The organism is Roseivirga sp. BDSF3-8 (assembly GCF_041449215.1).
In the GTDB taxonomy this organism is placed as follows: Bacteria; Bacteroidota; Bacteroidia; order Cytophagales; family Cyclobacteriaceae; genus JBGNFV01.
This window is the reverse complement of sequence record NZ_JBGNFV010000001.1, coordinates 2,037,998-2,064,209: the sequence shown is the minus strand read 5'-3', so window position 1 is coordinate 2,064,209 and position 26,212 is coordinate 2,037,998. Positions and strand designations below refer to the sequence as shown.

General features: G+C 44.0%; 23 protein-coding genes. 6 read left to right on the top strand and 17 right to left on the bottom strand.

From position 1 onward, the window contains the following. Window position 1: 1 nt before the first annotated feature. The 8 genes from mnmG to AB9P05_RS08365 all read right to left on the bottom strand — a co-directional run bounded on the left by mnmG (window position 2) and on the right by AB9P05_RS08365 (window position 9,553). On the bottom strand, window positions 2–1,867 hold the full coding sequence (gene mnmG, locus AB9P05_RS08400) for a tRNA uridine-5-carboxymethylaminomethyl(34) synthesis enzyme MnmG (protein ID WP_371908377.1): 1,866 nt from the start codon (window positions 1,865–1,867) through the stop codon (window positions 2–4). A gap of 111 nt (window positions 1,868–1,978) precedes the next feature. Further along, window positions 1,979–2,431, bottom strand: coding sequence for an rRNA maturation RNase YbeY (gene ybeY / locus AB9P05_RS08395; protein WP_371908376.1), 453 nt, complete (start codon window positions 2,429–2,431; stop codon window positions 1,979–1,981). A 3-nt stretch (window positions 2,432–2,434) separates the two neighbouring features. Next, window positions 2,435–2,836: an ATP-binding protein gene (locus AB9P05_RS08390; protein ID WP_371908375.1), complete on the bottom strand. Its 402-nt coding sequence runs from the start codon at window positions 2,834–2,836 to the stop codon at window positions 2,435–2,437. Between the two features lie 11 nt (window positions 2,837–2,847). Next, window positions 2,848–6,174, bottom strand: coding sequence for a DUF4175 family protein (locus AB9P05_RS08385; protein ID WP_371908374.1), 3,327 nt, complete (start codon window positions 6,172–6,174; stop codon window positions 2,848–2,850). A gap of 59 nt (window positions 6,175–6,233) precedes the next feature. Then, window positions 6,234–8,006, bottom strand: a complete 1,773-nt coding sequence (locus AB9P05_RS08380) for an ABC transporter substrate-binding protein (RefSeq protein WP_371908373.1) — start codon at window positions 8,004–8,006, stop codon at window positions 6,234–6,236. Between the two features lie 65 nt (window positions 8,007–8,071). Next, entirely contained in the window at window positions 8,072–8,842 is a 771-nt protein-coding gene (xth, locus tag AB9P05_RS08375; protein ID WP_371908372.1) for an exodeoxyribonuclease III, read from the bottom strand. After that, window positions 8,842–9,210 (bottom strand): hypothetical protein, encoded by a 369-nt coding sequence (locus tag AB9P05_RS08370; protein WP_371908371.1) that lies wholly within the window; start codon window positions 9,208–9,210, stop codon window positions 8,842–8,844. Before AB9P05_RS08370 ends, xth begins: the two co-directional genes overlap by 1 nt. Then, window positions 9,203–9,553 carry a carboxymuconolactone decarboxylase family protein gene (locus AB9P05_RS08365; protein WP_371908370.1) on the bottom strand — a complete coding sequence of 117 codons (351 nt, stop codon included), beginning with the start codon at window positions 9,551–9,553 and terminating at the stop codon, window positions 9,203–9,205. The genes AB9P05_RS08370 and AB9P05_RS08365 overlap by 8 nt, the downstream gene beginning before the upstream one ends. A gap of 101 nt (window positions 9,554–9,654) precedes the next feature. On the opposite strand from AB9P05_RS08365, the gene AB9P05_RS08360 reads away from it, so the two are divergent. Beyond that, a complete protein-coding gene (locus tag AB9P05_RS08360) occupies window positions 9,655–10,335 on the top strand; it encodes a ComF family protein (RefSeq protein WP_371908369.1) in 681 nt (226 codons plus the stop codon). 51 nt (window positions 10,336–10,386) lie between these two features. On the opposite strand, the gene gldJ is transcribed toward AB9P05_RS08360, so the two are convergent. After that, window positions 10,387–11,610 (bottom strand): gliding motility lipoprotein GldJ, encoded by a 1,224-nt coding sequence (gldJ, locus tag AB9P05_RS08355; protein ID WP_371908368.1) that lies wholly within the window; start codon window positions 11,608–11,610, stop codon window positions 10,387–10,389. Between the two features lie 287 nt (window positions 11,611–11,897). Between gldJ and AB9P05_RS08350 the strand changes: the two genes are divergently transcribed. Further along, window positions 11,898–12,446, top strand: coding sequence for a hypothetical protein (locus AB9P05_RS08350; protein ID WP_371908367.1), 549 nt, complete (start codon window positions 11,898–11,900; stop codon window positions 12,444–12,446). Between the two features lies 1 nt (window position 12,447). Here AB9P05_RS08350 and AB9P05_RS08345 read toward each other — a convergent pair whose 3' ends face one another. The 6 genes from AB9P05_RS08345 to AB9P05_RS08320 form a co-directional block, all read right to left on the bottom strand. Beyond that, window positions 12,448–13,872: a DASH family cryptochrome gene (locus AB9P05_RS08345; protein ID WP_371908366.1), complete on the bottom strand. Its 1,425-nt coding sequence runs from the start codon at window positions 13,870–13,872 to the stop codon at window positions 12,448–12,450. Between the two features lie 56 nt (window positions 13,873–13,928). Continuing rightward, window positions 13,929–14,672: an SOS response-associated peptidase family protein gene (locus AB9P05_RS08340; protein WP_371908365.1), complete on the bottom strand. Its 744-nt coding sequence runs from the start codon at window positions 14,670–14,672 to the stop codon at window positions 13,929–13,931. A 212-nt stretch (window positions 14,673–14,884) separates the two neighbouring features. After that, on the bottom strand, window positions 14,885–15,322 hold the full coding sequence (locus AB9P05_RS08335; RefSeq protein WP_371908364.1) for a methylglyoxal synthase: 438 nt from the start codon (window positions 15,320–15,322) through the stop codon (window positions 14,885–14,887). Further along, window positions 15,319–16,545, bottom strand: coding sequence for a M28 family metallopeptidase (locus tag AB9P05_RS08330; RefSeq protein ID WP_371908363.1), 1,227 nt, complete (start codon window positions 16,543–16,545; stop codon window positions 15,319–15,321). The genes AB9P05_RS08335 and AB9P05_RS08330 overlap by 4 nt, the downstream gene beginning before the upstream one ends. A 518-nt stretch (window positions 16,546–17,063) precedes the next feature. Then, complete coding sequence (locus AB9P05_RS08325; protein WP_371908362.1) at window positions 17,064–18,200, bottom strand: hypothetical protein; 1,137 nt, start codon at window positions 18,198–18,200, stop codon at window positions 17,064–17,066. 133 nt (window positions 18,201–18,333) lie between these two features. Beyond that, entirely contained in the window at window positions 18,334–19,527 is a 1,194-nt protein-coding gene (locus tag AB9P05_RS08320; RefSeq protein WP_371908361.1) for an aminotransferase class V-fold PLP-dependent enzyme, read from the bottom strand. 408 nt (window positions 19,528–19,935) lie between these two features. Here AB9P05_RS08320 and AB9P05_RS08315 point away from each other — a divergent pair, with 408 nt between their 5' ends. The 3 genes from AB9P05_RS08315 to AB9P05_RS08305 all read left to right on the top strand — a co-directional run bounded on the left by AB9P05_RS08315 (window position 19,936) and on the right by AB9P05_RS08305 (window position 21,266). After that, window positions 19,936–20,595, top strand: coding sequence for a hypothetical protein (locus AB9P05_RS08315; protein WP_371908360.1), 660 nt, complete (start codon window positions 19,936–19,938; stop codon window positions 20,593–20,595). Window positions 20,596–20,665: 70 nt separating this feature from the next. Beyond that, the gene (locus AB9P05_RS08310; RefSeq protein WP_371908359.1) at window positions 20,666–20,878 is read left to right on the top strand and encodes a hypothetical protein; all 213 of its coding nucleotides are present in this window, start codon (window positions 20,666–20,668) and stop codon (window positions 20,876–20,878) included. A 58-nt stretch (window positions 20,879–20,936) separates the two neighbouring features. After that, window positions 20,937–21,266 carry a hypothetical protein gene (locus AB9P05_RS08305; RefSeq protein ID WP_371908358.1) on the top strand — a complete coding sequence of 110 codons (330 nt, stop codon included), beginning with the start codon at window positions 20,937–20,939 and terminating at the stop codon, window positions 21,264–21,266. Between the two features lie 29 nt (window positions 21,267–21,295). Here the strand turns inward: AB9P05_RS08305 and AB9P05_RS08300 are convergent, their stop codons facing one another. After that, complete coding sequence (locus AB9P05_RS08300; protein ID WP_371908357.1) at window positions 21,296–22,486, bottom strand: glycoside hydrolase family 57 protein; 1,191 nt, start codon at window positions 22,484–22,486, stop codon at window positions 21,296–21,298. Between the two features lies 1 nt (window position 22,487). Further along, window positions 22,488–23,846, bottom strand: a complete 1,359-nt coding sequence (locus AB9P05_RS08295) for a glycosyltransferase (protein ID WP_371908356.1) — start codon at window positions 23,844–23,846, stop codon at window positions 22,488–22,490. A 296-nt stretch (window positions 23,847–24,142) separates the two neighbouring features. Here AB9P05_RS08295 and AB9P05_RS08290 point away from each other — a divergent pair, with 296 nt between their 5' ends. Next, a complete protein-coding gene (locus tag AB9P05_RS08290) occupies window positions 24,143–26,152 on the top strand; it encodes an OmpA family protein (protein WP_371908355.1) in 2,010 nt (669 codons plus the stop codon). The last annotated feature ends 60 nt before the right edge of the window (window positions 26,153–26,212 follow it).

Below are 26,212 nucleotides of genomic sequence, written 5' to 3'. Positions count from 1 at the left end.
TCTATTTACCTAAGTATACCATGATAATGGATATATCGGCGGGGTTAACGCCGCTTATCCTTGATGCCTGCCCTATGGTGTCAGGTTTAATTCTATTCAGCTTTTCTTTTGCTTCTGCAGATAAAGCAGGAATCTTATCATAATTGAATCCATCGGGAAGCTTCTCGGTATCGAGCGATCGTATTTTATCTGCTAGTTTTTGCTCCTTGTCTATGTAGTTTTGGTATTTGATCTGAATCTCTACCTGTTCCTGGACATCATTGGCATACTTATCAATGTTTTCTGCTAACTCTTCACTGAGCTTTTTTACTTCCTCAATTCCAATTTGAGGCCTTTTGAGTAATTTAATTACCGGAATTTTCTCCCTGATTGTCGCTGTATTCATATCAGAAAGTTCATCGTTTACCTCTCCTGGTCTTACTTTATAAGTTTCTACTTCCTTAAAAAGGCTTTCTATACCATTGCGTTTATCAAGCACCTTATCCAGTCTTTCGTTTGAAGCCAGGCCCAGGCTATGACCTAGCTGAGTGAGTCGCAGATCTGCGTTATCTTGCCTCAGCAGTATCCTAAACTCTGCCCGAGAGGTAAACATCCGGTAGGGTTCTTCCGTACCTTTGTTGATCAGGTCGTCTATGAGCACTCCTATATATGCTTCCGACCTGTTAAGAATGACTGGGTCTTCCTCGTTTATTTTACGATGAGCATTTATTCCAGCCATCATGCCCTGGCAGGCAGCTTCTTCGTACCCGGTAGTACCATTTATCTGGCCGGCAAAGTATAAGTTTTCTACCAGTTTTGTTTCTAATGTAAGCTTTAGCTGAGTAGGTGGAAAGTAATCATACTCTATTGCATAGCCTGGTCTGAACATTTTAGCATGTTCAAAACCCACTATTTTATTAAGGGCTTTTTGCTGAATATCCTCCGGCAAGCTTGTTGAAAATCCATTGACATAGACCTCTACAGTATCCCACCCTTCTGGTTCTACAAATATCTGGTGACGGTCCCTCTCAGCGAATCGATTAATTTTATCTTCTATAGAAGGGCAATACCTCGGGCCTATTCCCTGAATCCGTCCATTGAACATTGGACTGCGATCAAATCCTGTTTCCAATATCTCATGCACTTCAGGATTGGTGTAGGTGATATGGCAACTCCTTTGTTTTGTTAACGGGGTCGTTTCGTCAGAGTAACTGAACTTCGCTGGGTTTTCATCTCCTGCTTGTTCCTCCATTTTAGTGTAATCCAGGCTTCTTCCATCAATGCGTGGTGGTGTTCCCGTTTTCATTCTACCTGCCTCGAAGCCCAGATCTACCAGTTGTTCGGTTATGCCTTTGGCTGCGCGTTCACCAGTTCTTCCTCCACCAAATTGTTTTTCGCCTATATGGATGATGCCATTTAAAAATGTACCATTAGTAAGGACAACCGCCTTAGCTTTTATTTCCAGGCCAAGGCTAGTGGTGACTCCTATTGTTTTACCATTTTTTATGACAATACCGGTGACCATTTCCTGCCAAAAGTCCACATTCGGATTACTTTCAAGAGCTAGTCGCCACTCTTCAGCAAATCGCATCCTGTCATTTTGTGTGCGGGGACTCCACATGGCAGGGCCCTTAGATCTATTTAGCATGCGAAACTGGATGGCTGACTTGTCGGTAATGATCCCCGACATACCTCCCAAAGCATCTATTTCTCTTACTATTTGCCCTTTAGCCACACCACCCATTGCCGGATTACAAGACATCTGGGCTATGGTGTTCATATTCATAGTAACAAGAAGTACTTTTGATCCCATCTTACCGGCTGCATACGCTGCTTCGCATCCTGCATGACCACCTCCTACTACAATTACATCGTACTCAGGAAACATACTATTATAGTTTGATGTTCCACGTGGAACATCTGGTTTCAAAACAACAAAAGTGTTCCACGTGGAACACTTATATCAGTATTTATTTCGTCAAAATTTCTAACAACTGTTTCACGTGGAACGTTTCATCTCATTAAGAAATTGACTTCGTAAAGATAAGCATCGATCCTCTTTTTCGCTCATCATCTTTTTATCCTCCTCTGTTTTGTCGCCTTGGCCTAGTAAATGGAGTAAGCCATGTGCCATCACCCTGTGAAGTTCATCTTCAAATGTGGTGTTTACGACAGATGCATTTTCCGAAACTCTATCAACACTAATGAATATATCCCCTTCTATTGTGTGCTCAGTTTCACTATTGTCAAAGGTGATGATATCAGTGTAGGTGTCGTGATTAAGGTACTCTACATTTATTTTGTGTAGATATTCATCTGAGCAGAAGATGTAATTCAGGCTTTCCAAGGTAAAGTGTTCTTGTGATAATATGTGATGAAGCCATTTTGTAATAGACTCACTACGTATTAACTGATATGGAACATCTTCAGAAAAGTAATTAATTTCTCCCACTACTTAATTCAGATAAAAGCTGAGTTCAACTATCCTACCCTCATCTTTAAAGTTTACTTCATCGCAAAGATGCTTCATGAGAAATATCCCACGACCTCCGGGTTTGTCTATGTTTTCGGGTGAAGTAGGGTCAGGTAGGTTTGTATGATCAAATCCATTACCCTCGTCTCTGATAGTAAAAACTATCTGATTGTCCTGAATGGTGAGGCTTAGGTGAACATTCTTGCTTTTGTCTCCACTGTTGCCATGCTTAATGGCATTGGTAACAGATTCTGTTACTGCAATCATAATATTCCCGTATATATCATCATTGAGACTAAACCTTTCCTTGGCATTGTCAATGAAGCTTTCAATGATACGTATGTTCTCTGACAATGAGGGAATCTGAATCTTAATGGAGTCCATGCTTACAGGCATCATTTATTATTAATCCTTTCGAAGTACTTATTAACCTCCTCTTTATAATAAGGGTTTAGCCTTGGAGGAATAGTTTTAAGTAGTTCGATCTCTTTCTCTTTATTGCGAATATACTCTTCAAATGCTTTAGGTACTTCACGGGCATATTGTTTTCCGGTTTCGCTCTTGCGTTCTTTTTCTGTTTCTCTTTCACGCATAGACTCCTCTGCTTCCAATAGCCTCGTTAGTATTTCCTTCTGGCGATTAATGGTTTCTTCTGTGAGCTGCTTATTTACCAGGTCGATTTCAGATTCTTCCATCTTATCCAGCACCGGCTTCATGCCATTCGTACCGTTCTCCCCCTCCTCCCCTGCTTTGCCGCCAGCTTCACTGCCACCATTTTGCATTTGCTGCTGCAGTGCTTTACGTATTCTTTCCTGTTCCGCAGCTAATTTAGCTAGTTCTTCCGATAGTTCCCTACCGCTTTTACCGCTCTTCTTTAGCTGGTTTATCTGGTTGTTTAGCTGCTGTTGTAAATTACTTAGGCTTGGCTGGCTTTGTTGGCCCTGTTGCTTTTGGGGCATACCCATAGCATCAGCCATTTGTTGTTGCATCTGCTGGAGGACATCATCAAGCATTAGGGCCAGATTATTCATCGAGGTCATGGCAAACTGCTGCTCTGATAGCGCTTTTCCTCTGTCCCTCTCTTTGAGGGCGTCCATAGAGCCCTTCATATATTTATTCATGTCACCCATTTCACGGGTAATAAAGCTGCTTAGCTGAAATACTCTTTCACTTAGGGCCTGCAGACTGTCTTTGATCACCTCTGCATCATCTTCAAGCTTTAACTGTCCCTGAGATAGCTCTACAAACCTGGGGTCACTTTGTGAGATCTTTCTAAACTGGCTCAGCAGGTTTTCCTGATCAAAGGATAATTGGATAAGATTATCCACTATCTGTCGCAGATCTCCAAGGTTTTCCTGCATCTGGGACATCTGCATGTTATTCTGCATCTGTTGGAGCGACTTTTTCATCTGCTCCATTTTCTGGCTGGAATTCTTTTGGTTTTGGCTCGCCTTATTCTTCTTGTTTTTCTGTAGCTCCTCAGCTGCCTTTTTCATTTCCTCACTTATCTGCTGCTGCTGTTCCTGGTTATCCGGTAGACTCTTGGGTCTCTTAAGCTCCTGGTTCATTTCCTGAAGCTCTTCCATATCTTCTTTAAGCTGATCAAACTCCTGGTTCAGTTCTTCCTGCTCCTGCTGCAACTCTTCAGATTCTGAGTTTTTCTCTTCTGTTTTTTCTCTAAGCTCTTCCTGCTTTCGGACCATTTCATCAAGATCCTGTATGGTCTGGTCCATCTTGTTCTCCATCTTCATCCGCTTAAAGAGCTCCAGTGTTCTTTCCAGTTCTTCTTTAAGGTTCTGTTCTTTATTGTCTATCTGCTCGAGTTGTTCCTGAAACTCCGGTAAGGACATATTTTCCTCCAGTAGTTTTTGTAACTCCTCGTAAAGCTTCTTCGTCTCATCGTCAAGTAATTCCTCCATGAGTTCCTGAAGCTGTTCTGCCTTTTCTGCTAGCTCCTTGTCCTGTTCATTAAAGCGTGATCGTTTCTCAGCTTCGTTTTTAGCCTTCTCTTTTAGTTGCTCCAGCTCTTTTTCTATCTCCTCTCGCTTTTCTATTAGCTCCTCTATTGCTTTTTTATCCTGCCAGTTCAGGTTGTTTTTTCCTTTTAGACGGTTGGATGCATCCTCAATCTTCTTTTGAAGATCTTCAACCTTATCAAGAGTTTGCTCCGTCTTTTTCTGTGTTTCCCTGTCAGCTTTTTCCAGATCTTCATTTACCTTCCGTCGTTCCGGTACGGCAAATTTATATACACCTGTACGGGTAGCTTTCCGGCCATGGATTGCGTCATTATCTCTCACCTGTACGAAGTATTCAATAGATGATCCTTCTGTGATAGCTAGGCTATCCAGCAGCCACTGGTAATAGTAGCTCTGGTTATTGCTATTTCGATCAAATGATAGAGGTAAGCGCTCATAATCCCCTGTCTTTCCCCTTTGGTCTACCAGACGATAGTAAAGCGCCAGGTCACTAATACCATAGTCATCACTAATATTTCCTCCAACGATGAGATAATTAAATAGTACCGTATCCTGGAGAGTCTCAAGCGTAATCTGGGGAGACTTATCTTTGATGACATCCAGGGTGTACCGTATTTTCTCTTTATTCTCACTGAATTCGTTTTTCAGCGTAATGTCATAAGACTGAGTCTCAAAAACCTGCTTTTCTATTTCAAATATTTCTTCGGAATCCTTTTTAATTGGAAAATTATTGCTCTCAGTACTAAAATTAACCTCCATTTCATCACTTGCCAATGTGCTGAAGATCCATTTTATTTTGGTTCCTTCCGGTACCTGCAGGTTTCCCACATTGGTTAATCGTTTGTTTTCAAGACCTAAATAAGCCGGGTAGTTAAGGCTGACATCGAAGTTTTTCAGGTCAGGCCGGTCTACTACCTCAAGGCTGTGGGTACCTGCTGAAAAGCCGGCTGCCTCAATTGAAAAATCAAGGTCCTGTTTTACACGAGTGAAAGTATGCGTAAATCTACCGGTTTGGTTGCCGGGCTTCATCTTTATGCGGCGGCCGTTGAGTTCTATATAAGCATTCTCGGGGATGCTACTGCCTTGAAGATCAATAGCCAGTTCATAATCCTCATTACGAAATGCCCTGAGATCCTGTGGAATGCCAAACGAAAATGGGGCTTCTTCCACTAACTCAGTATTGAATCTGATAAGCCTGGGTGTACTCTCAGTAAATAACTGAGGGACAAAAAGCATAATAATAAGGATACACGCTGCAGGAGCTATTACATAGCGCAGATAACGTTTATTTTCCCCGTAGTTTACTGCAGAGGTAAAGGGCACAACCGTTATTTCCTTAGTTCTTTGCCTGATACTTGCTTGCACCAAGGCATTTTCCCTATCAGATATTTCAGCAAGCTGCAAAGTATTTAGGAGCTTATCGCTGATATCAGGAAAGTAGTGGCCTATTTGCTGTGCCGCTTGTCGGTTACTAAGCTGACGCTCATTTGTGAGCAGTTTATAAGCTGGCCGAATTACATACCAAACTAAGGTGATTGCCGTAATCACTATAAATATTCCTACAAGCACTGTTCTCCCGGCAGAGGGTAATTTGAACCCATAGTCTACCGAATTAGCAAACAGAAATGCAGTGAGTAGAAGGGCAAGTGCTACTATGCTTCCTTTAAGCAGCTTATTCAGATAGTACTTCTTTTTGTACTCTCTGAGTTTCTTTAGTAGTGTTTGTATGGAATTGGGTTGGCTCATAGTTAATATCCGGTCCGCCTGAGGCTTTTATCTCTATATCTTCAAACGGTCAGACCTGTCTACATAGTTTCCAGTTTTTTGGCTCTTTGAAAATATACTTCCGCATAATCCCTGTACTGCATGCCATTATTAGGAAAGTTTCGTACGTACGAATGCAACAGACGGTATCCTTCGTCATACCAAAGAATGATCACAGGAGCATCCTTGATCATAACCTTCTCAGCTCTTGCAAGTAATTCCTCCGCTTCTGCTATGTCTTTTTTGGCCAAGGCCTGTTCATACAGCCTGTTGAACCTTGGGTTATTGTAGCGCATCATATTCGGATATGAGACCTTACTTTGATCAGTAGGGACATTTTTTCCGTAAAAAAGCCAGAGAAAACTTTCCGGGTGAGGGTAATCCGCATACCATGCTGCCCGCATCATATCAAAACTACCCTTGTAGCCCATATCCAGCATCTGAGCAAATGGCAATACCGTTAGTTTTACATCTACATTCAGGTTGTCCTTAAGCTCCTTTTGTATTTCCACAGCCACATTAGTGTTCCTTTCCCCCTCTGCATTAAGGATTAACTCTACGGAAGGAAACCCTTTACCATCAGGATAGCCGGCCGCCTTTAGAAGGAAACGCGCTGAGTCAGGATTGAAAGAATAGCCGGGTATATTATGGATGTCATATTGGCTAAATACCGGAGGAGTTATGCCATGATGGCCGGGTGCAAAACCTTCCCCATTCAGCACAAAGTCCAGGATTTTTTGCCGATCAATGGCATAATTAAAGGCTTTTCTGACCTGGACATCATCAAATGCACTATTTCTGTTTTGGAAGGCAATAAATTGCGTGACCATTTCAGGCACACGCTGCAGATTATACTGGCTGTATTCACCCTGTTTGCTGGCACTTTCTTCAAGAATCTGAATAATATAATCCGTGGGTAGGCGGTAGATAAGATCAAGGTTACCCTTTTTAAATTCAAGTAACTCAGACTTTTTGTCCTTTAAAAACTGTATGCTAATAGCGTCAAGGAAAGGTAGCTGATTCCCAAATTCATCCTCACCATGGTAGCGTTCATTACGTCTGAGCAGGATACTGATATCCTCACTTACCTCACCCATAGTGAACGGGCCTGTACCCACCGCTTTTATTCTCAGCTCCTGACCATATTTCTTTTCTGCCTCCTTAGGATAAATAAAGCAGGGAGGTCTTGCCAAATGTACCGGAAATATCGCATTAGGTTCTGTCAGGGTGATCTCTACCGTATAACGGTCTAATACCTGGATGCCCTTGAGAAATCCGGATGGTCTATTGCCTGCCTGAGCAGCTTTATACCACTCCTCGGCACCGGCTATCAACCCACGGAATATAGCTGCATTTTGATTATTTCTGTGAGGGGTAGCCAGGCGGGTAAAACAGTATGCTACGTCTTCGGCTACAAACTCCCTTCCCTGCCCGTTAGTAAAGCAAGGATCATTATGGAAGAAAACACCTTTTTTAAGATTAAACTTGTATTTGGTACCACTCTCATCTACCGTATAGCTGTCTATCAAATTCTTTTCAACCTCCAGAGTCTCTGAATTGAACTTGAATAGCCCTTCATAAACCTGCGAAGCTACGCGATAGGAGTAAACGTCAGTTATATTGTGCGGGAATAGATTACGAATGTATTCGCTTTCATTTACCTTTAATATACCTCCGTAAAATCGGTTTCCTTTGGCTTCACGATACCCTTCCTTATCTCCGGAAATGCTTTCATCTCTATTTCCTCCGGCACACGACGTCAAAAAAAGTGCGCTGGTAAAAAGTAGCATGACGAGTGATACAGACCTTTTCATCAAACTAATATCAGTTAAAAACTAAAAAATACCGAAAAAGCCTATCGTATCAAAAAATTAAAATGCTACTCGATTTCCAGAAGTATCGGACAATGGTCAGAATGTACAGCATCAGGCAGTATAACTGAGCGTTTTAGCCTGTTTTGCATGCTTTCGCTGATCATGTGGTAGTCAATTCGCCAGCCCAGGTTTTTCTTACGGGCACCGGCACGATAGCTCCACCAGGTGTAATGATGAGGGTTAGGATTCAAATGACGGAAAGTATCTATAAATCCGCTATCGATAAAAGCAGACATCCAATCCCTCTCTTCCGGCAGGAAGCCTGAGCTATTTTTATTACTAACCGGGTTATGAATGTCTATAGCCTGATGACAAATGTTGAAATCACCGCAGATAACCAAATCTGTCTTTTCCTGCTTTAGTTCTGCAATGTAATTTTCAAAGTCACTCAACCATTTCATTTTAAATTCCTGACGCAGATCGCCACTGCTGCCGCTGGGCATATAGACGGACATGAGTGAAAAGCCATCAAAATCTGCTACTACCACCCGGCCCTCACAGTCATATACCGGCATATCACAGCCAATAGTGACATTTTCAGGTTCGATCCGGGAAAGTATGGCTACACCGCTGTATCCTTTTTTTTCTGCCGAATGCCAGGCGATGTGCCGGTACCCCAAGCAGCGAAAGGCCTCCAGGTCTACCTGCTCCTGCATGGCTTTTAGCTCCTGCAGGCAAAGAATATCTGCATCTGTGGCCTTCAGCCATTCGATCAGGCCCTTATTCATGGCGGCCCTTATGCCATTTACGTTATAGCTTATGATCTTTACTGCCACTATAAAGAGTATCCGTATTCGTGTTCGAAATAATCAATTACGTGCATCTGAAGCATTTTCTCCTGTTCCTTCAGATCCAGTCGGGGAAGTTTTTTCACTACCTTCCAGTGGGGCCACCCTTCCTCGTCCAGGCCTTCCAACTCATAAAACCCTGAAAGGCTCAGTACTTTACATATAGCTATATGCATCAGGTCCTGCTTTTCTTCCTTACTGAAAGGCATTGCCCCCCTGCCTAGCTCCTGCACACCTATAAGAAAGAGCACGCCATTCATGTCCGCCGGCCTCTTACCTATGGTTTTCTCAAGAGCAGAAAGCAGACGGAACCATTTTTTTTCCAGTTCTAGATCACGCTGAGATTTATCAGCCATTATCCTCCTCTCCCAAAGCCTCCCAATATTCTACTGCCCTCCTGAGATGAGGGATCACTATGGTACCTCCCACAAGGTTGGCTATTGCAAAAATCTCATATACCTGGGCTGTAGTCAGTCCCTCTTCTTTACATTTTCCAAGATGATACCTGATACAATCGTCACACCGTAATACCATGGAAGATACAAGGCCGAGCATTTCTTTGGTTCTTCTGTCCAGCGCCCCCTCAGAAAAAGCGTTTGTGTCGAGGTTAAATATCCTCTTCAGTACTTTATTATCAGAAGACGTGATCTTATCGTTCATCCGGCTTCTGTAGTCATTGAATTCGTCTACTATGCTCATTTGATATAATTGAGAATGCAAATATAGAGTCTTAAAGGAAATGGTCACTGTCAGTTTGTGACAAGCTCACTCTTCCTTAATTTTACTAAAAATAATCAGCTATGTTATCGGATTTTCTTTCCCTGATCTACCCCTCCTGCTGTGAGGCGTGCCATACTCCACTAGTCAAAGGCGAAGATCTGATATGCACTGGCTGCAGAATGGACCTGCCCCTCACTAATTTCCACGTGGAACATGAGAGCCCCCTTGCTATCAGGTTTCACGGTTTTGCTCCCATAGCATACGCAGTAGCCTATTATAAGTTTACCAAAAGCGGACGGGTACAGAGGCTGCTCCACCAGCTTAAATATGGTAACGTACCAGAGATCGGGTCCATGCTTGGTAAATATTACGGGTTTATCCTTTCCGAAGCCGGGTACGATAAGCGAAGCGATGTGATAATTCCGGTTCCTCTTCACAGCACCAGATTACGAAAAAGAGGATATAATCAGAGCGCTCATTTTGGGTATGGTTTAGCAGCTTCACTTAATATTCCGATAGAAGAACATGCCCTTCAGAGGATAAAAAAGACATCCACCCAAACTAAAAAAGGAAGGCTCGAGCGTATGGAAAGCTTAAGCGGAGCATTTGGTAATGTCAAAAAGGAAGTGGTTGAAGGAAGACGGATCATGCTGGTGGATGACGTGATCACGACAGGAGCTACCCTGCTGGCCTGCATGGAGGTATTGTATCAGGCAGGCGCCAGCGAGGTAGGCGTGGCAGCGCTTGCTGCAGGGGAATAAAAAAAAGAGGCTCATTGAGCCTCTTTCTTATTTTAGATTTATTGAATGCAATTAGTAGTTAGTACCTGCTCGGATCATGGCGCAACGGAAGCCTACAGTAGCAGTTGAGGAATCTTCTTCCAAATACCTTCTGGTACCGGGAGACATCCAGTAAGCTACATCCTTCCAGCTACCGCCTTTATATACCCTTACATTATCAGTAACGAGTGAGTTATATACACCACTTCTGGTATCACGGGGATTGCTTCTGGAATCATATCCGGTAGAAGGATCCAGTGTACCATCACGGCGAACAGGGTTCATATCTTCAAAGTCCTGGAATGAAAGCGGACGATATACGTCAAGCACCCATTCGTTAACATTGCCTGCCATGTTATACAAACCGAAATCGTTCGGAGGGTATTCGTAAACATAAGCAGTGATCATGGCGCCGTCATTCAGCTTACCAGCAATACCGGCGTAGTCACCACGGCCACGTTTGAAGTTAGCCATGAAGTAACCCATTTGTTTTCCGTAAGGGTTACGCAGAGCGTGACCATCCCATGGATAAAGCCTTTTGTGCGTCTGGTTCTCGTCCAGCCACTGCGTACCGATAAGAGCCTGAGCAGCATATTCCCACTCAGCTTCAGTAGGGAGACGGTAGTCAGGCAGAACCACGCCTGTTTCCAGAGGAATACGGCCACCTACTTCAGCAGGAATTTCGTCAAGGCCAGACTGCTCATACAGGTTGTAATTAACTACAGACGTTCTCCACTTACAGTAGTCATTTGCCTGTTTCCAGCTTACACCAACCACAGGAAAATAGCGGAAACCAGGATAGCGAAGGTAATGATCTACATAAGGGTCATTATAAGCAAGATCGCGGGCCCATACAGTCGTATCAGGCAAAGCAGATCTGTAAAATTCTCTTGAGGAGTCTACTTTTACGTAGAATAGATACTCTAGCCAGTGGATATTCGCTACCTCGGTTTCGTCCATGTAAAAAGACGCTACGGTAACCGTTCTTTCCAGGTTATCGCGTGTGTAGGCTACATCTTCTTCGAAAGATCCGAGTGTGGTACGACCACCTTGTATAAAGACGAGGTTAGGGCCTTCGGGCTGGCCACGAAATTCTTTTACCTGAAATCCACCGTCATCATTGTAGGCAAGACCGGTAGCAGTACTAATAGGCCCCGGGTTTTTGGCCGTTGGGTTGCCTTTGGAACAACCGGTCAGTGTAGCTGCTGCAAGCAGACAGACCGATAGCCCCTGAGCTAGTCTCACAAAATTTTTCATAACCTGTTCTGTTTATCCAATAAACCTAAAATAACACATTCGTTGCCGGTGCGCTTTCATACAACGCGCCGAACGGGAGAGATTGTATTCTCTGTCCAACAAAAATCATATTACAAGACCTGAAAATAAAGCTATTTGACTTCCAAATAACAGTCATGTAAGAAATGCTGATAAATGGAGTCTATGCAACAGGCCTGTCACACACAATTCACACGATTCTTCGAAAATATAGGAAAACCTTATAATTTGGAAGCTAACAAGGACTGAATAAATTAAGTTTTGCCTCAATGAAATATCTCAGTATCATACTGTTACTCCTTATCGCTGCGTGTAGTGGCGATAAAGATAAGCGTGTATCACGTGATAATGTCCGCTTCACTACTTCTGATGCCTCTGAATTATTTTTCAAAAATGTCCGCCAGACCAGCTATGAAAAACAGGGTCTTGCAGGCTCAAACGTAGAAATATTCAGATTAGAAGACAGGTCGTCTGATACAGACCATGCTGTAATGTATCCTGCCATAGCGCTTAATTGGGCACATGATGAAGCGTACATCCTCCTTGAGACCAATGAATTTCTTGATTCGGAAGATAGCCTTGTGGTAAACTGGTTAGATCCGGACGCGGATAATTCAGGTAAATACATTTTTTCCGGAGGTAATAAAGAGGATAATTTCCGCTCGGCTGTGGATATCTATACGAGCATTCAGGATGGACATGAATTCACCATCATGGTACAAGGTGAACCCATGCCCCTGTTTTCAGATAAAGAGGAGAGGGAGGTTTTCAGAAAAACTATGCTGGATTATTTCAGGCTTGTAGACCTCATCCGCTAGTTTACAGCCACTTGTCAAAATCCACCACTGGCTCCGGATAATCTTCCGGAAGCCGGATACCGTAACCTGCAAGCTCTTTTTCCCTCAGGTATCCGGGATGGTGTACCGCCGACGCAGGTAGGGGTTCTAGCTCAGGGAGCCAGTGTTTTACATACTCCCCTTTACCATCATACCTGTTTGCCTGGCTCATTATGTTAAAGTACCTGTTTTCACGTGGGTCATTTCCTACCCCCGCTACATAGCACCAGTTTCCCCAGTTGCTGCATGGGTCATAGTCTATCAGCATACTTTCAAAATACGATGCACCCCAGATCCAGTTTACTTTTAAGTCCTTAACCAGGAAGCTCGCCACATTCTGCCGTCCTCGGTTAGACATATACCCTGTCAGCGCGATCTCCTTCATATTCGCGTCTATAAACGGTATGCCCGTTCTGCCTTCCGCCCAGCATTTGAACTTCTCCTCATCATTATTCATTTCCAGGGTTTTCTGTTTAGGGCCCCCTTTTACAAAAAGGAGATTTCCATATTTCTTTGCTACAAATCGGAAGTAGTCTCTCCAGCGCAATTCAAATATCATCCAGTAGGTAGACTGATTACTCCTTCGCTCCTCTTCGTAGCGTTTTACCTCCGCATATATTTTTCGTGGGGAAATGCTGCCATTTGCCAGCCAGGCAGAGAACTTAGAGCTATAGTCAGCCCCCAGCATACCATTTCGTGTTTCCTTATATGATTTCAGGCAGTCTTTCTCCCATATATAAGCCTGAAGCCTCTTAAGTCCTTCATCCTCCCCACCTTTATAATGCAGTACACCCCTCTCATCTATGGCAGTTTCTTCCAGCCCCAGGTCTTCCAGGTGAGGGATTTCACCAGGCACCAGGTCAGGGGGTACCGGGAGGGTGTCAGGTACCGGAAGGAGGTCTCTTACCTCCACAGACCTTTCACTTTCCTTTCTAAAATCAGTAAACGTATCCGGCAGGTTTCGTACAGGCCAGGGGATATCATCCACATGTAACAGGGTAGACTGCCACACCATAGTAAAAGATTTACCCTTTGCATACAGAGCTTTTTCTAATTTATCCTCCACCTTTACCTCTTCTGTAGTTACTTCCTTAGAAGCTACTACCTCTCTCGCTTCATACTGCTCAGCCAGATCAGGTATGATTTTTTCCGGAAGGCCCTGCCGGATAATGATATCACCCCCGCGTTTTCTGAAGTTGTCGCGGAGGTTAGTAAGGGTTTCCAATAAGAATTGGGCGCGATAGCTGCCCGTTTTCGGATAATCGATGCTTGTAGTGTGGTAGTGCCGGGGATCAAAACAATAAACAGGCACGATCTCATCCGCTTTTTCAAGTGCGGTTACCAGGGCGTGGTTATCATGAAGTCGCAGATCGTTCCTGAGCCAAAAGATGGTTCGTTTTCTGCTCATTATTCCCTAACTGCTTAAAATATGGGATGGTTTGAGGAAAGCAGGAGATTAATTTTTCATGACTCATGTCTTTTTTCCACTACCTTTCTCTCCTTTGCAGTGCCTACCATTTCTTTATACCTGCGCCTGTCCGTCCGTAATTCCTCAGTTTGCTTTCTCCTTATCAGGGTGATGTGTTGGTCTATCGTAGGCCCTGTAGGATTAATGGCCTCCCGGTTGTTTAGTGACGGGTCATTGATCATGGGATCTACCGGAAAACCATCTGCCGCCCTGTCCGGTGAAAGCAACCGTGTTACCTGGTTCAGCGAGGCCGTTTTTTTAAGCCACTTTCGCCTGTCACCCGCCTGTATTGTGACCGGGACATAGTTTACCAGTGAGCGAAGTTTGTCTGGCGCCGGACAGAGGATGATGGAGTAGCACGTTACATACCTGTTTTCTATGGTAGGATGAGGATAGCTGTTACAGATGCCGGCATAGGTAACCAGCCGGTCCGTTAGCGAATGCATGAGGTAAGGTGGGTTCCCCAGCAGTAGCCAATAATTAGCAGGCACAAGGCACCGCCGGTTTCTGACCGCGTGTCTGAACCTCGGGTGCCTGACTATGCCAGAGGTAGCGGCAACTGCAGAAATACCCCTGCCTCCCCAGCGGACAAAATCCAGGTGGCCCTCGTCATATACCACAGGCATAACCATACCTGCCGAGGCATTAAATTGTTTTTCATATCCGCTGCTTCTGAAGGCAGCCTGCAGCTTTCGTTCTATCACGGATATATCTGATACCAGTCCATATCTGAATCGCATACTTTCGGGCGTTGATCTGGGCCGAAAGTATTTGCTAAATCAGTTGACATAGCAGTTAATCCCCTATATCAGGCGTTTTATGCTTTTAGTGTTAGGTAATATGCGTTTAGAGTATTTCCTATTGGCCTTCAGAAGAAATTTTATTCAGTGGGGTATGCTAATCAGCAGGATAAAAAATTTAGTATAAATGCAAGATATGCTAATAATTGTGGCTAAACTTTTCTTTCTATGTAATTCTGAAAGTCGGGTAACTTCCTTTGGTAGCTCTTATCGCTTAGTACAGGGCTGGCTATCAGCATATCAGCAGTAGTACGGTTGCATGCTACCGGTAAGTTCCAGACCACCGCTATGCGTAGAAGGGCTTTTACATCCGGGTCATGTGGCTGAGGCTCCAGCGGATCCCAGAAGAAAATGAGCAGGTCTACCTTTTGCTCTGCTATCATCGCCCCCAGTTGCTGGTCTCCGCCAAGCGGTCCGCTTCGTAGCCTTTTAATTGGTAGTTTCGTTTCCTCTTCCAGTAGTCTGCCTGTAGTACCTGTCGCTACCAGCTCATAATTACTCAGGATAGATTTATTATGGATCGCCCATTCCATAAGATCTGCTTTCTTGTTGTCGTGGGCTACCAGTGCTATGGTTTTTATCGTATTCATAAAGATGAAATGTATTCGATTAGGAGACGCTTCAGATTAATAAACTCTGTGAGAGGTAACGTTTCTGCACGGTCGTAAATATCATGATACGCCTTGATTCCCCCCATGGTATAGATAAATATCGCTGGTACACCCTTATTATAGAAAGGACAGTGGTCACTATTACAGGCTTCTCCCCTTGGCTTAATTACAGGAAGCAACTCCCTACGCTCATTTAAAGACTGAAGCTCATCAAAGATACCATGTAAAATACTGCCATTGACCACCGTAATACCTTCCTGCCCTGTACCGGTGAGATCCAGGTTTATCATAAGCCTTACCTGTTCCAGAGGTGTGGGCGGGTTTTCAGTAAAAAACCGTGAACCAATTAGGCCAGCTTCTTCTGAGGCAAATGCGACAAACACCATGTTATACCTGGGCCGGTGCACACTAAAGTACCTCGCCAAATCCAACAACATGGCCGTGCCACTCGCATTGTCATTAGCACCGGGAAAGAGAGTTTTCCTGCCCATTCTGCCCAGGTGGTCATAGTGTGCCCCTATAATTACAGTACTATCCTGTTGGGTCCCCCTCGCTATGGCCATCACGTTGGCAGCCCTAAAATCACTAACAAACCTTGCTTCTACCCTTATATCAATATTCTCAGCCCTATCTATCCAAGCGTTCTCCTTAATGATCAGCAGAGGCTTAGCGTATTGTTCAGTCGCTACAGACCACGTCAGTTTACGCTGCGTAACCAGGATGGCCCCTGCACCCGGCGTATTTTCCAGGGCACAGTAGTTACGGATCTCTTCCAGTATGCGATTGTATCTTTCTGTACTGGCAAATGTATCCCTTATCACAATAAGGCTATTATCCGTGGGCGGCATCCCTTTTGTAGTATGTAAAACATATCGCCCTGCAATCGAAGGAGAGGCAGGGTCTGCCAGGTAATCTGCACCTGGCTGCAGTAGATTGCCGTTAATGCTAAGAGAAACCTCCCCCGGAAATGTATTCACCGGATGACTGAAATACTGAAAGTATCCCTTTGTTTCAGGTAAAGGTAAAAGGCCAAGTTCTTCAAACGCTGAAGCCACATAGTCCGCAGCCTTTTGCATGCCTTCCATTACATATCCACGGCCATGCATAGAGTCTGCAGTAAGTACATTAACATCAGGGTGCTGAGCTTGCAGAGCAATTGGATACACAGAAAATAGAAGGAGAAGCAGGGCTTTGAAAGGCATTGGATATAGACTATTGATTCAATATGCAACATTATGCTAATCGTTTGCAATGATTAGTGCACAAAATTACGCTAAGCCCACTCATTATTTTTAGCTAATCCAGGGGGGGTAACATAGAAATAATATCTGTATGCGTGGAGGTTTTGCGGCAATCCCTTCAGAGAATGGATTTAAATACGGAGTCAATACCGAAACATCTTACATGAAAATGGAATCCGGTCAATTCCATTTGGGCATGGAATTAAGCAGCGCTAATTTGGCACTAAATAACTTCATAAGCCGGAGATGAATTTCGGTTGTGAGGATTTTTGACCAGCTAACATGTCTTTCGAAGCCATCTTTGGTTTCTGTGCACAATTGATTTTTTGCCTTTATCAAAGGCAATGTGCATTCAATATCCCCTGGTCAAAAATTTATTGGAAAATCTTTGCAGGTTTTTAATAGAAAATCTGCTTGTAGAAATTGTGTTAGGTTAGGTTTAGCGATGAAAAAGGGCAGGATTTTATTCTGTCCTTTTTTTATGTTCTCGCAAGCTGTGCCACCAGTGACCGGGATCGCACCCAGTTAGCCGATTCAGGAAATTCCAGATCGGAAAATCTTGTAAATATTTGCCTGGAAGCAATAACAGCAATCAGGTTGCTTACTCTGGCTGCGTAAACGTGATACTCATTGCTTACATTACTCAGTGGAAATTGACTGCCTGTAAATACCATAGGCCCGTTGCCGGATTCTGCATACGGCTCAGGTGTAGCCCCGGCAGAAAATACCGTCTCATCACGGTTGGCAGCCGAAACAAGCAAATTGATGCGGCTACTTTTGGGTATTTCTATCCCTTTAAGGAGGATATCCTCGTGATTTTGAACCATAATAATAGGCCTGGGAGCAAAGCAGCGATATATCTCACGCAGAACATTCAAGGCTACCTCATCATTTGAGAGAACCTCTTTTCTTACAGCCTTATTATTAGCCAGGTAAAGCATATATCGGGCAAAGGCCTCTTCAAAGTGCATACCTCCACACATAAGTAAGGCGCCCAGGGCCGGATCTCTTCTTTCACCCAGGTCAGACCATTCAAAAGGAGCGTTATCCCGGTCATTATACTCACTTACTCCATCGAAGTAGCGGCGCATCTGTGAGCGGCTATTCTCACTATTTACTGCTATGTCCGGGTTCCGCTCAATATTTTTCAGCATATCCAGAAAAGCAGCATGCCAATGCTGCAATCTTGGTATATCCGTTCTCGATATACCCGTTATATCGGCAAATATGCCATAAGGTAATAAGGAGGAGAATTGCCTAACCAGATCAAACCTCAATCCACTACTAATTCGGGAGAGAAGGTCCTCAGAATTTTTCTCAATAATTGATTTTATCCCTTCCAGGCCCGGTAGCCCTTTAGGTGCAGAAGCCGAAGCAAGTATAAACGGACTTTCCCCCGGTATAAGAGGTTGCTTTGCCTCAACAGATTCTACCTCCCACAGATAGGAGTAAGGTGAGATAGCCGATTGACCCACGAGCTGATTCACGCCTTCGTAATCTGCTACAACAAAACTTTGAGCAGCTTTATCATAGTAAACGCCTGCGGCATCTCTTATCCGGTCATATTCCCTGTAAGGGTCTTCTGAAAAAGTTGCAGCTAACAGATCGATGGTCACTGGTCTAAACTAGTAAATAAAATATTCACAAAATGCTTATCGTATGCAAAATAAAGATATGTGAATAAATTACCATCTATCCCCAGCTTACTATGAGCGGATATTTTTTATGATCTGCTTATAGAAAGCCTATTTAGCTACTTGTGAAGGCCTTAAGAGCTTTCGTAAGTTTTTCCAGATCCTCTTCGTTATTGTAGTAATGCACCGAGGCCCTCATGACACCTTCCAGGTGTCTCGCCTCCATATCCAGCCGCGTGCTGGATCTGTGAGAGACAGAAACATTTATTTTCCTCTCCTGCAGATATTCCTTTACCCTCTCACAGGGCTGATTTTTGATAGTAAAAGTGACAATCCCCCCCTGGGTTGCGCCTATGTCCTCTATGCTTACCCCCTCTATCTCATTGATAAGCTTTTCCCTGAGCATTCCCCCCAGGTACACTATCCGTTCCCATATGCCTTTCGGACCAATATTAATAGCATACTCAGCGGCTGCTTTAAGGCCTAGTGTGAGAGCCTTATTCGTTTCCCAGTTTTCAAATCTGCGAGCGTCTGCACGTACCTCATAAGTATTTGCTGCAGACCATTCTGCCCCATGCAAATCCAGAAACATTGGTTCCAGTGTCTGCAGGACACTTTTTTTTACGTATAAAAAGCCCGTACCTCTTGGCGCCCGTAAATACTTCCTGCCTGTAGCCGATAGCAGGTCGCATTTGACCGCTTTTACATCTACAGGGTACTGCCCTACAGATTGGCAGGCATCAAGCAAATACATGACACCAGCTTCCTCGGCAATATCCCCTATTTCCTCAGCCGGATTCACCAGCCCATTATTTGTAGGAATATGCGTAAGCACGATCATCCTCGTTTTGCCATCTATCAGCTTGCGGATTTGCTGCGGATCTGCAGCCCCTGAGTCTCCCCGCATTGCCACTTTTACCTCTATGCCAAACCTTTTTTTAACCTGTAAAAAGCTTATGAAATTCGTAGCATACTCCGTGTGACTGGTCACAATATTATCCCCCTTTTTCCAGGGATAGCTGTGAAATGCCTGATGCCAGGCAAATGTGGCATTCTCGACAATAGCTATCTCATCACGTTCCGCACCAATGAGCCTTGCCACACTGTCATAAGTTGCGTTCAGTTCAGCCTCATGGTCAGCCGCCGCCTCGTATCCACCCCTTGTCAGCTCATGCTCCTGGTAAGCTTTTACCGCCTCATACACAGGCGTTGGCATCAGAGAGGCACCTGCATTGTTTAAGTGCGTCACACACGCAGTTCCGGGTGTTTCTTTACGTAAAGTGGGGATGAGTTGCAGAGGTATCTTCATATAAAGCTTCTTTTAGCGATTATTTAGCGTCCGGATATGTAATGTTTTGCTTGTTTAGTAAAATAATTTTTGCAAATTCTTCTAGTTAAACCAAACCTTTTCTATATTAGTCACCATTATTCAATGTAATAATTGAATAAAAAAGAAAGATTCTTCCTGTTCTATCCGGAGGAAGTTACGCAGATTGGTATCAGAGAAGCTGGAAAACTAACCCCGGAATGGTACATGTCATAATGGGTTTTATGGATAGTGGCGTTTCAAGAGGAATCTAATAATGAATAAGCCTTTTGCTTTTTTGTTATGTATTTGTCTAAGGATTAAGATTATCGCTTTCAAACTGGGAAAAACGGAAAGCGACAGAGGCGTATAAGCAGCCAGAATCTATTGCCTGCAGCACTTTCTATACCAATGGAAAACATACCTTTTCTCTCCAAGTTATCCACCTTTTCCGTATTCATACCACTGCTTCTGGCTTTGGTTACCATAAGGTTCCACCACAGAGAGGTCAAGTTTCTCGCTTACCTGGTCTATACCTCCTTTTTGGTAGAGATATGCATGGTATATCTCGGCTACCAAAAAGTGAATAACCTGCCTCTGCTCAATATCCTCACCATGGCTGAGTTTACCTTGCTTAGCCTTATGTACTACCACTTGTTCAGAGAGCCCCGGCTAAAACGGTTTATTAAGATCAGTATTCACGTATTTGTTGCATTCACCTTCCTCTATGCCACTTTTATAAAAGGCTGGTATGAATACTCAGACGTTCCCAGGGCTTTAGAAAGCCTCATGCTTGTAGCCTTCAGCCTCATCTATTTTCGCAAGCTGCTCACCGACCTTAATGTTTTTTACATTGAAAAAGAGCCTGCTTTCTGGGTAAGCACCGCCGTACTATTCTACTTTTCCGGTAGCCTATTCATGTATATCTTCAGCAGCTACCTCGCCCTCCAGTATATTGATGTGATGAAGCAGGTATGGCACATTCACTCCATGTTAATGATCATTTATAACCTGCTGCTGGCGGTGGGTATCTGGTATAGCCGTCAAAAATTCTCCCGCGCAATTAGTTGATTAGCAAACAATTCGGTGACCGCATCTCTTATTAAAGGGTAATAATTTTTATACCTAAAGTAGATGCAATATGGCTAATGAAACACAAACCTGGCCCGAGCTAGCCGGTGGACTATACGATAAGCTTACCGGAAGAAACGCCGAGATCACATATGAGTTTGATGATTTTGATCTCTATGTACCCGGTAAAGCCGGCGATAATGCCACTCATGCCCACTGGAAAATGAATGGAAAGCTAAGGATCAAAACCAATGAAAGCTCTGCTACCAGTGCAAAAGCCTGAAAAGCATTAGGCTAGTACAAACCTATTGCATCAAATTCTTACCCTATTTTAAAATTCATTGAGAAATCAACTAGATATTGCTGCCAATTTAAGCCTGGTTCACGGGGATGAAACCGTCACCCTTTCCAATGATGAGAAAGGGAATCTGATTCTGAATATTCCCTCTCAGAAAACCTTTAGAGAAATTACCACCTATAACTTCCCTCAATCAGATGAAGGTTGGTTATCTTCTTTGAAACAATGGAATACCAGTCTGTATGAAAGCGGAGTTATCTTATCTGTACAGGTAGAGACCAATAGAGTCCTGACCTTGGGTCAGGACGAGTCACCGTATATAAATTACCTCTCCCTGGCAGGAGATTATCTCAAAAATCTGTTTGGCAGATAAAATAATAAACCCGGTACCCCCGGGTTTTTTTATGACGCCTCTATCATTTTTCTGGCCCTCAGCTCAAAGTCAGAAAGCACATTCATAAAGTATACGTAAGCATCATAAGGCGTGGGATACGGGCTAAAATAACTATGGACCTTCCCATCATGCTGCTGTTTTGTGCTCATATAATAGAAATGATCCGAGGATTGTAATACTGACCATAGGTCATCCATTTCCTTATTTTGCAGAGGCCTGATCATATCCCCCAACTCATAAAGTCGCTTCAAAGCAGCCTTTTGCAGAGGGTTTCCATTCCATGCAGAAAGATCCCTTTCCGTATCCGCCCAGCTAATAGGACTATAGATATCCAGTTCCGTTTTTGCAGGTATTTTTTTCAATGAGTCTTCCGGTAAAATAAAGCCCTCATTCACGCTCCATTTCTGCCCGAACTCCCTGAAAAAATTAAATATGCCGCTGGATTCAGCGTGGTGTTCCCCTATCGTTTCGTAATCCATGTACAGATTTACCACCTCCCCCGGCTCTTTAGCAAGCCAATTCACATATTTTCTGGCAGTCAGTGGGTACTTTTTCCAGCTCTGGTCCGTATACCGGTAGCCAACGTCATTACTCAGGTGGTGATTCCTCAGTAATATCCTTGTCTCTGTTCCACCCACCCCTTTGTATACCGTATTAGGGTGACCAATTGAAGGAGGAATAAACCACTCGAGCCCCTCCGTGACAATGCCCTTAAAACCATGTTGTTCTATTACTTCCAGCAGGTCATTCTGGCAAGCCAGTTCAGTATTTCTGAAAATTTCCGGTTTCTGGTCAAAATGATTTTCTATAGCTTCCCTGTGCCGCTCTATTTGGCGGACAAACTCCTTACGGTCATAGAAAAAGCTCAGAGAGTGATAGTAAGTTTCCCCCAGGAACCGCACATGCCCAGTGGCGGCCAGCTCCTTAAAAGAGTCCAGCACATCAGGCCTGTAAGCCTCAAATTGCTCCAGTGCCGTACCAGATATAGAAAAAGCCACTGAAAAAGCGCCTTTTGTTTGGTTGATGAGGTCCAGCATCATGTGGTTGGCTGGTAAGTAGCACTTATCCGCTACTCTATCCAGAATCTCCTCATTCAGATAAGTGTTCACATACTCCCGTCCCGATCCAATGTCAAAAAACTTATAAGGATACAGCCTGAATGGCTGATGCACCTGGAAAAATAAACTAACTGCAGGCATATTATTCAGAATCGGTTAACAGTGTGCGAAAGACATTCATTATCTGGGTGCAGCCAGCCTCCCAAGTCAGTTTTTTAGTGGCCATTAGCTGTCTTTCTACCACATCACTGTATAAATCCTCATCTTCCAGGAGTTTCAGAATATGACGTGCGTAAGCATCCACATCATAGTAATCAGCCGTAAGGGCTCCTTCCAATACCTCAGCCACCCCTGATTGTTTAGAAAGTACACAAGGCAAGCCCATAGATGCCGCCTCCAGTGCCGTAAGCCCAAATGGCTCACTCACGCTCGGCATACAATAAATGTCCGCCATGCTATAAAGCTTATAAACCTCCTCCCTATTCAAAAAGCCAGTAAAATGAATCTTATGAGCAATTTCTGAGAACGCGCTTGCCTCTATAGCACTTTTGAGGCGATCACCCGTACCAGCCATCACAAATCGTACACCCGCATTTTTTTCTGCCACTTTACTTATGATTCTGAAAAAAAACTCCGGCCCTTTCTGCGCAGTGATCCTACCCAGGAAAAGAACTAATTTCTCAGAAAAAGACGAGGTAGCTTTTGCTTCCTCCGGCCTGAACTTATACCCATTGTGAGCTACCGTCATCTTCTCCGGAGATACACCATAGCGCGTTTCCAAAAGGTGAGCCGTATAACTGCTTACCGTTATGATATGATCAGCCAGCTCAAAAGCCTCCTTTTCCAGTTGAGAGGTAAAGTTTCCATAGCTTACACCGCCATTTCGGTCATAATCTGTAGAATGTACATGAAGCACCACCCGCTTGCCAGTGGCTTCCTTCAGAGACAGTGCAGCCGGAAAAGTCATCCAGTCATGCGCATAAATAAGGTCAGGCATAAGCCCTTTTTCATTTACCAGCGCCACAGTACGATTAGCAAATTCGCTTATTCTATGTCCCAGATCCTTGTCGTAGAGGCTTTTAGTGCTAAACAGCTCATCCCTTGAAGTGGCCCCGCGACCGGATAGGGCTGGGTTTTCGCTTACCGTTTCCGTAACAGCAGGAACAGGAGCCAACACCGGTGCTTCAGCGGTTTCGTACGGATCCAGAGCTACATTTACCTTGTGTTTGTTCACAAGATCCCTCCAGGAGCCTTTCTCTGCTACTATTTCTGCCTCTGTTTTATACACTTCCGAGGAAGTATATGCATTTCTATATGTATCAAAGAGAGAATACCCTTCCTCCTCATAGCCTTCAGTGGACAAGGGAACAATTACCGATAAATCTACTTCTTCAGATAAGCACCTGGCTATAGCCTGGCATGCTATGCCAAGGCCCCCTGTGAATACGGGAGGAAACTCCCAGCCTATCATTAAAACTTTTGGGGGATGATGGTCCTGCATTATTACTGCTGGTGGTTTGGTTATATTAAAAAATCATGCCGGAGCGAACAGGCTCCGCACAATATACTAGAATCAGGTGAACCATAATATACCCAGTGGTAGCTAAAGCCAGTCATACACTTGCTTTTGCCAGGAACTCCTGATATGTTAAAAAAGGTAAAACAAACTTATCTTGTAATTTTATTAATAAAATACATTATTTTCAGATCGTAAAGCAGCGTTCAGGCTTTTTTGAAGTATTACTATCTGAGAGTCACGCATTTATTTTTAAGTAAGAAAATACCAGGAAAGACAGCATGGTAAGAAGGTTTACAATTTTATTGATTTTTGTGTTACTATCTGTGGCCTCATACGGCCAGGAGGTACAATGGGCTTCGGAAATCCTCGATTTTTCTTCTGAAATGAGTGAAAGGCAGTACAGTGCTGCCCAGGTACTCGGAAAACCAGATGCCCTGCCGGTAGATGGAGAGAGTCCTAATGCATGGACCCCCAGAAGACCCAACCGCGATGAGTTTTTGAAAGTGGCTTTTTCTCAGCCAATGCGTATCAGGCAGGTAGCCATCGCTGAAAATTTTAACCCTACCGCAGTTAAAGCCATTTATACCTATGACCCCCAGGGAAATGAGTATAAGATGGTTGAACTAAACGCCAATCCCGACCCGAATCGCGGCCGAATGCTAAACGTCTTTTTTGACCTTACCACCCACGCGGTAGCCGCTGTTAAGGTAGAATTCGACGGGAACGCTGTTCCCGGATATTACAGCATAGATGCTATTGGCATCTCCCCTGATGCTGAGCCCGTACAACCGGAGGTAAATGTAAACCCTGAAGTAAACCCTAATCTTTCAGTAGAACGATTAGGTCCCAACGTTAATAGCGATTTTGATGAGCTTAAGCCTTTGGTTTCTCCTGACGGAAATATGCTGTTTTTCAGTCGCCAGAATCACCCCGACAACGTAGGAGGTATCGAAGACAAGGAGGATATTTGGTACTCGGAAAAAGGCGCCGATGGAGAATGGGGTGAGGCCCGCAATATAGGAGCCCCTCTTAACAATGAAGGCCCCAATTTCATCAGTTCTATTACCCCCGATGGCCGCTCAATGGTCGTACTGCTCGGTAACCAATACATGCCTAATGGCAAAATGCGAGCAGGCGTATCAATGAGTAACCGGGAAGGCAGTGGCTGGTCAGACCCTGAAAATATAGAAATAGAGAATGATTACAATCTATCTCCTCAGGCCAACTTCTTCATGGCCAACAACCGTAAAACCCTGTTGATGTCCGTAGAGAGAGATGATAGCCGCGGCGATCGTGACCTATATGTAAGCTTCCAGCAGTCAGATGGTAAATGGTCCGAACCTTTGAACCTTGGAGATATCGTAAATACAGCATCAGTAGAGTCAGCACCCTTTCTGGCCCCCGATGACAGAACCCTCTATTTCTCTTCCAAGGGATATAGCGGATTTGGCGAACTCGATATCTACGTCACCCGCCGCCTTGACGACACCTGGACAAGTTGGTCTGAACCCATGAACCTTGGCCCTAATATTAACAGTCCGGAAGATGACCTTTTCTTTACTATTCCTGCCAACGGGGAAGAGGCCTATTTTTCAAGAGGCATGAAAGGAGAAAATGTAGATATATTTCGCTTTGGGATGCCTAATTTCTACAGACCTGATCCCGTCGTTAAGATTACTGGTATCGTAAGAAATAAAAAGAACAACGAACCCCTTGAAGCAAAAATCTTCTACGAAAAGCTGCCTCAGGGAGAAGAAGTAGGCATAGCCCAGGCCGACCCCCAAACAGGTAAGTACAGTATCATCCTGCCTTACGGAGAACTCTATGGGTACCTGGCAGAAAAAGAGGGCTACCTATCAGAAAATGCCAATATAGACCTCCGGGAAGTGAGCGACAATCAAACCATTACCAAAGATCTCTATCTCGCACCTATCGAGAAAGAGGCTGTTATTTCTCTTAATAACATTTTCTTTGACTTCGATAAGTCCTCTCTCAAGCCCGAATCCTATCCTGAGCTTAACAGAACTGCCGAAGTGTTGAAAAACAATCCATCTGTAAAAATTGAGATTGCCGGACATACAGATAATATCGGCTCAGACGCATACAATCAGCGACTTTCCGAGAGAAGAGCAAACAGTGTAAAACAGTATTTGCTTAATAAAGGAATAGCTGCCGATCGCCTTGTGGCTAAAGGTTATGGAGAGTCCCGCCCTATTGCCACTAATGACCAGGAAGTGGAAGGCCGCGAGCTTAATCGCCGCGTTGAGATGAAAATTATCCAAGACTAATAGAAACATTATCTCCCTTCAATGCCCGTTTACCCCTAGGTAGACGGGCATTTTTTATAT

What these genes read in the sequence shown, in the direction of transcription:
- AB9P05_RS08350 (WP_371908367.1), top strand. Translation starts at nt 11,898, where the DNA reads ATGAAATATCTCAGTATCATACTGTTACTCCTTATCGCTGCGTGTAGT.
- AB9P05_RS08300 (WP_371908357.1), bottom strand. Translation starts at nt 22,486, where the DNA reads ATGCCTGCAGTTAGTTTATTTTTCCAGGTGCATCAGCCATTCAGGCTG.
- AB9P05_RS08345 (WP_371908366.1), bottom strand. Translation starts at nt 13,872, where the DNA reads ATGAGCAGAAAACGAACCATCTTTTGGCTCAGGAACGATCTGCGACTT.
- AB9P05_RS08385 (WP_371908374.1), bottom strand. Translation starts at nt 6,174, where the DNA reads ATGAGCCAACCCAATTCCATACAAACACTACTAAAGAAACTCAGAGAG.
- AB9P05_RS08360 (WP_371908369.1), top strand. Translation starts at nt 9,655, where the DNA reads ATGTTATCGGATTTTCTTTCCCTGATCTACCCCTCCTGCTGTGAGGCG.
- AB9P05_RS08370 (WP_371908371.1), bottom strand. Translation starts at nt 9,210, where the DNA reads ATGGCTGATAAATCTCAGCGTGATCTAGAACTGGAAAAAAAATGGTTC.
- AB9P05_RS08365 (WP_371908370.1), bottom strand. Translation starts at nt 9,553, where the DNA reads ATGAGCATAGTAGACGAATTCAATGACTACAGAAGCCGGATGAACGAT.
- AB9P05_RS08290 (WP_371908355.1), top strand. Translation starts at nt 24,143, where the DNA reads ATGGTAAGAAGGTTTACAATTTTATTGATTTTTGTGTTACTATCTGTG.
- AB9P05_RS08315 (WP_371908360.1), top strand. Translation starts at nt 19,936, where the DNA reads ATGGAAAACATACCTTTTCTCTCCAAGTTATCCACCTTTTCCGTATTC.
- gldJ (WP_371908368.1), bottom strand. Translation starts at nt 11,610, where the DNA reads ATGAAAAATTTTGTGAGACTAGCTCAGGGGCTATCGGTCTGTCTGCTT.
- AB9P05_RS08330 (WP_371908363.1), bottom strand. Translation starts at nt 16,545, where the DNA reads ATGCCTTTCAAAGCCCTGCTTCTCCTTCTATTTTCTGTGTATCCAATT.
- AB9P05_RS08340 (WP_371908365.1), bottom strand. Translation starts at nt 14,672, where the DNA reads ATGCGATTCAGATATGGACTGGTATCAGATATATCCGTGATAGAACGA.
- AB9P05_RS08335 (WP_371908364.1), bottom strand. Translation starts at nt 15,322, where the DNA reads ATGAATACGATAAAAACCATAGCACTGGTAGCCCACGACAACAAGAAA.
- AB9P05_RS08390 (WP_371908375.1), bottom strand. Translation starts at nt 2,836, where the DNA reads ATGGACTCCATTAAGATTCAGATTCCCTCATTGTCAGAGAACATACGT.
- mnmG (WP_371908377.1), bottom strand. Translation starts at nt 1,867, where the DNA reads ATGTTTCCTGAGTACGATGTAATTGTAGTAGGAGGTGGTCATGCAGGA.
- AB9P05_RS08320 (WP_371908361.1), bottom strand. Translation starts at nt 19,527, where the DNA reads ATGAAGATACCTCTGCAACTCATCCCCACTTTACGTAAAGAAACACCC.
- AB9P05_RS08295 (WP_371908356.1), bottom strand. Translation starts at nt 23,846, where the DNA reads ATGCAGGACCATCATCCCCCAAAAGTTTTAATGATAGGCTGGGAGTTT.
- AB9P05_RS08310 (WP_371908359.1), top strand. Translation starts at nt 20,666, where the DNA reads ATGGCTAATGAAACACAAACCTGGCCCGAGCTAGCCGGTGGACTATAC.
- AB9P05_RS08380 (WP_371908373.1), bottom strand. Translation starts at nt 8,006, where the DNA reads ATGAAAAGGTCTGTATCACTCGTCATGCTACTTTTTACCAGCGCACTT.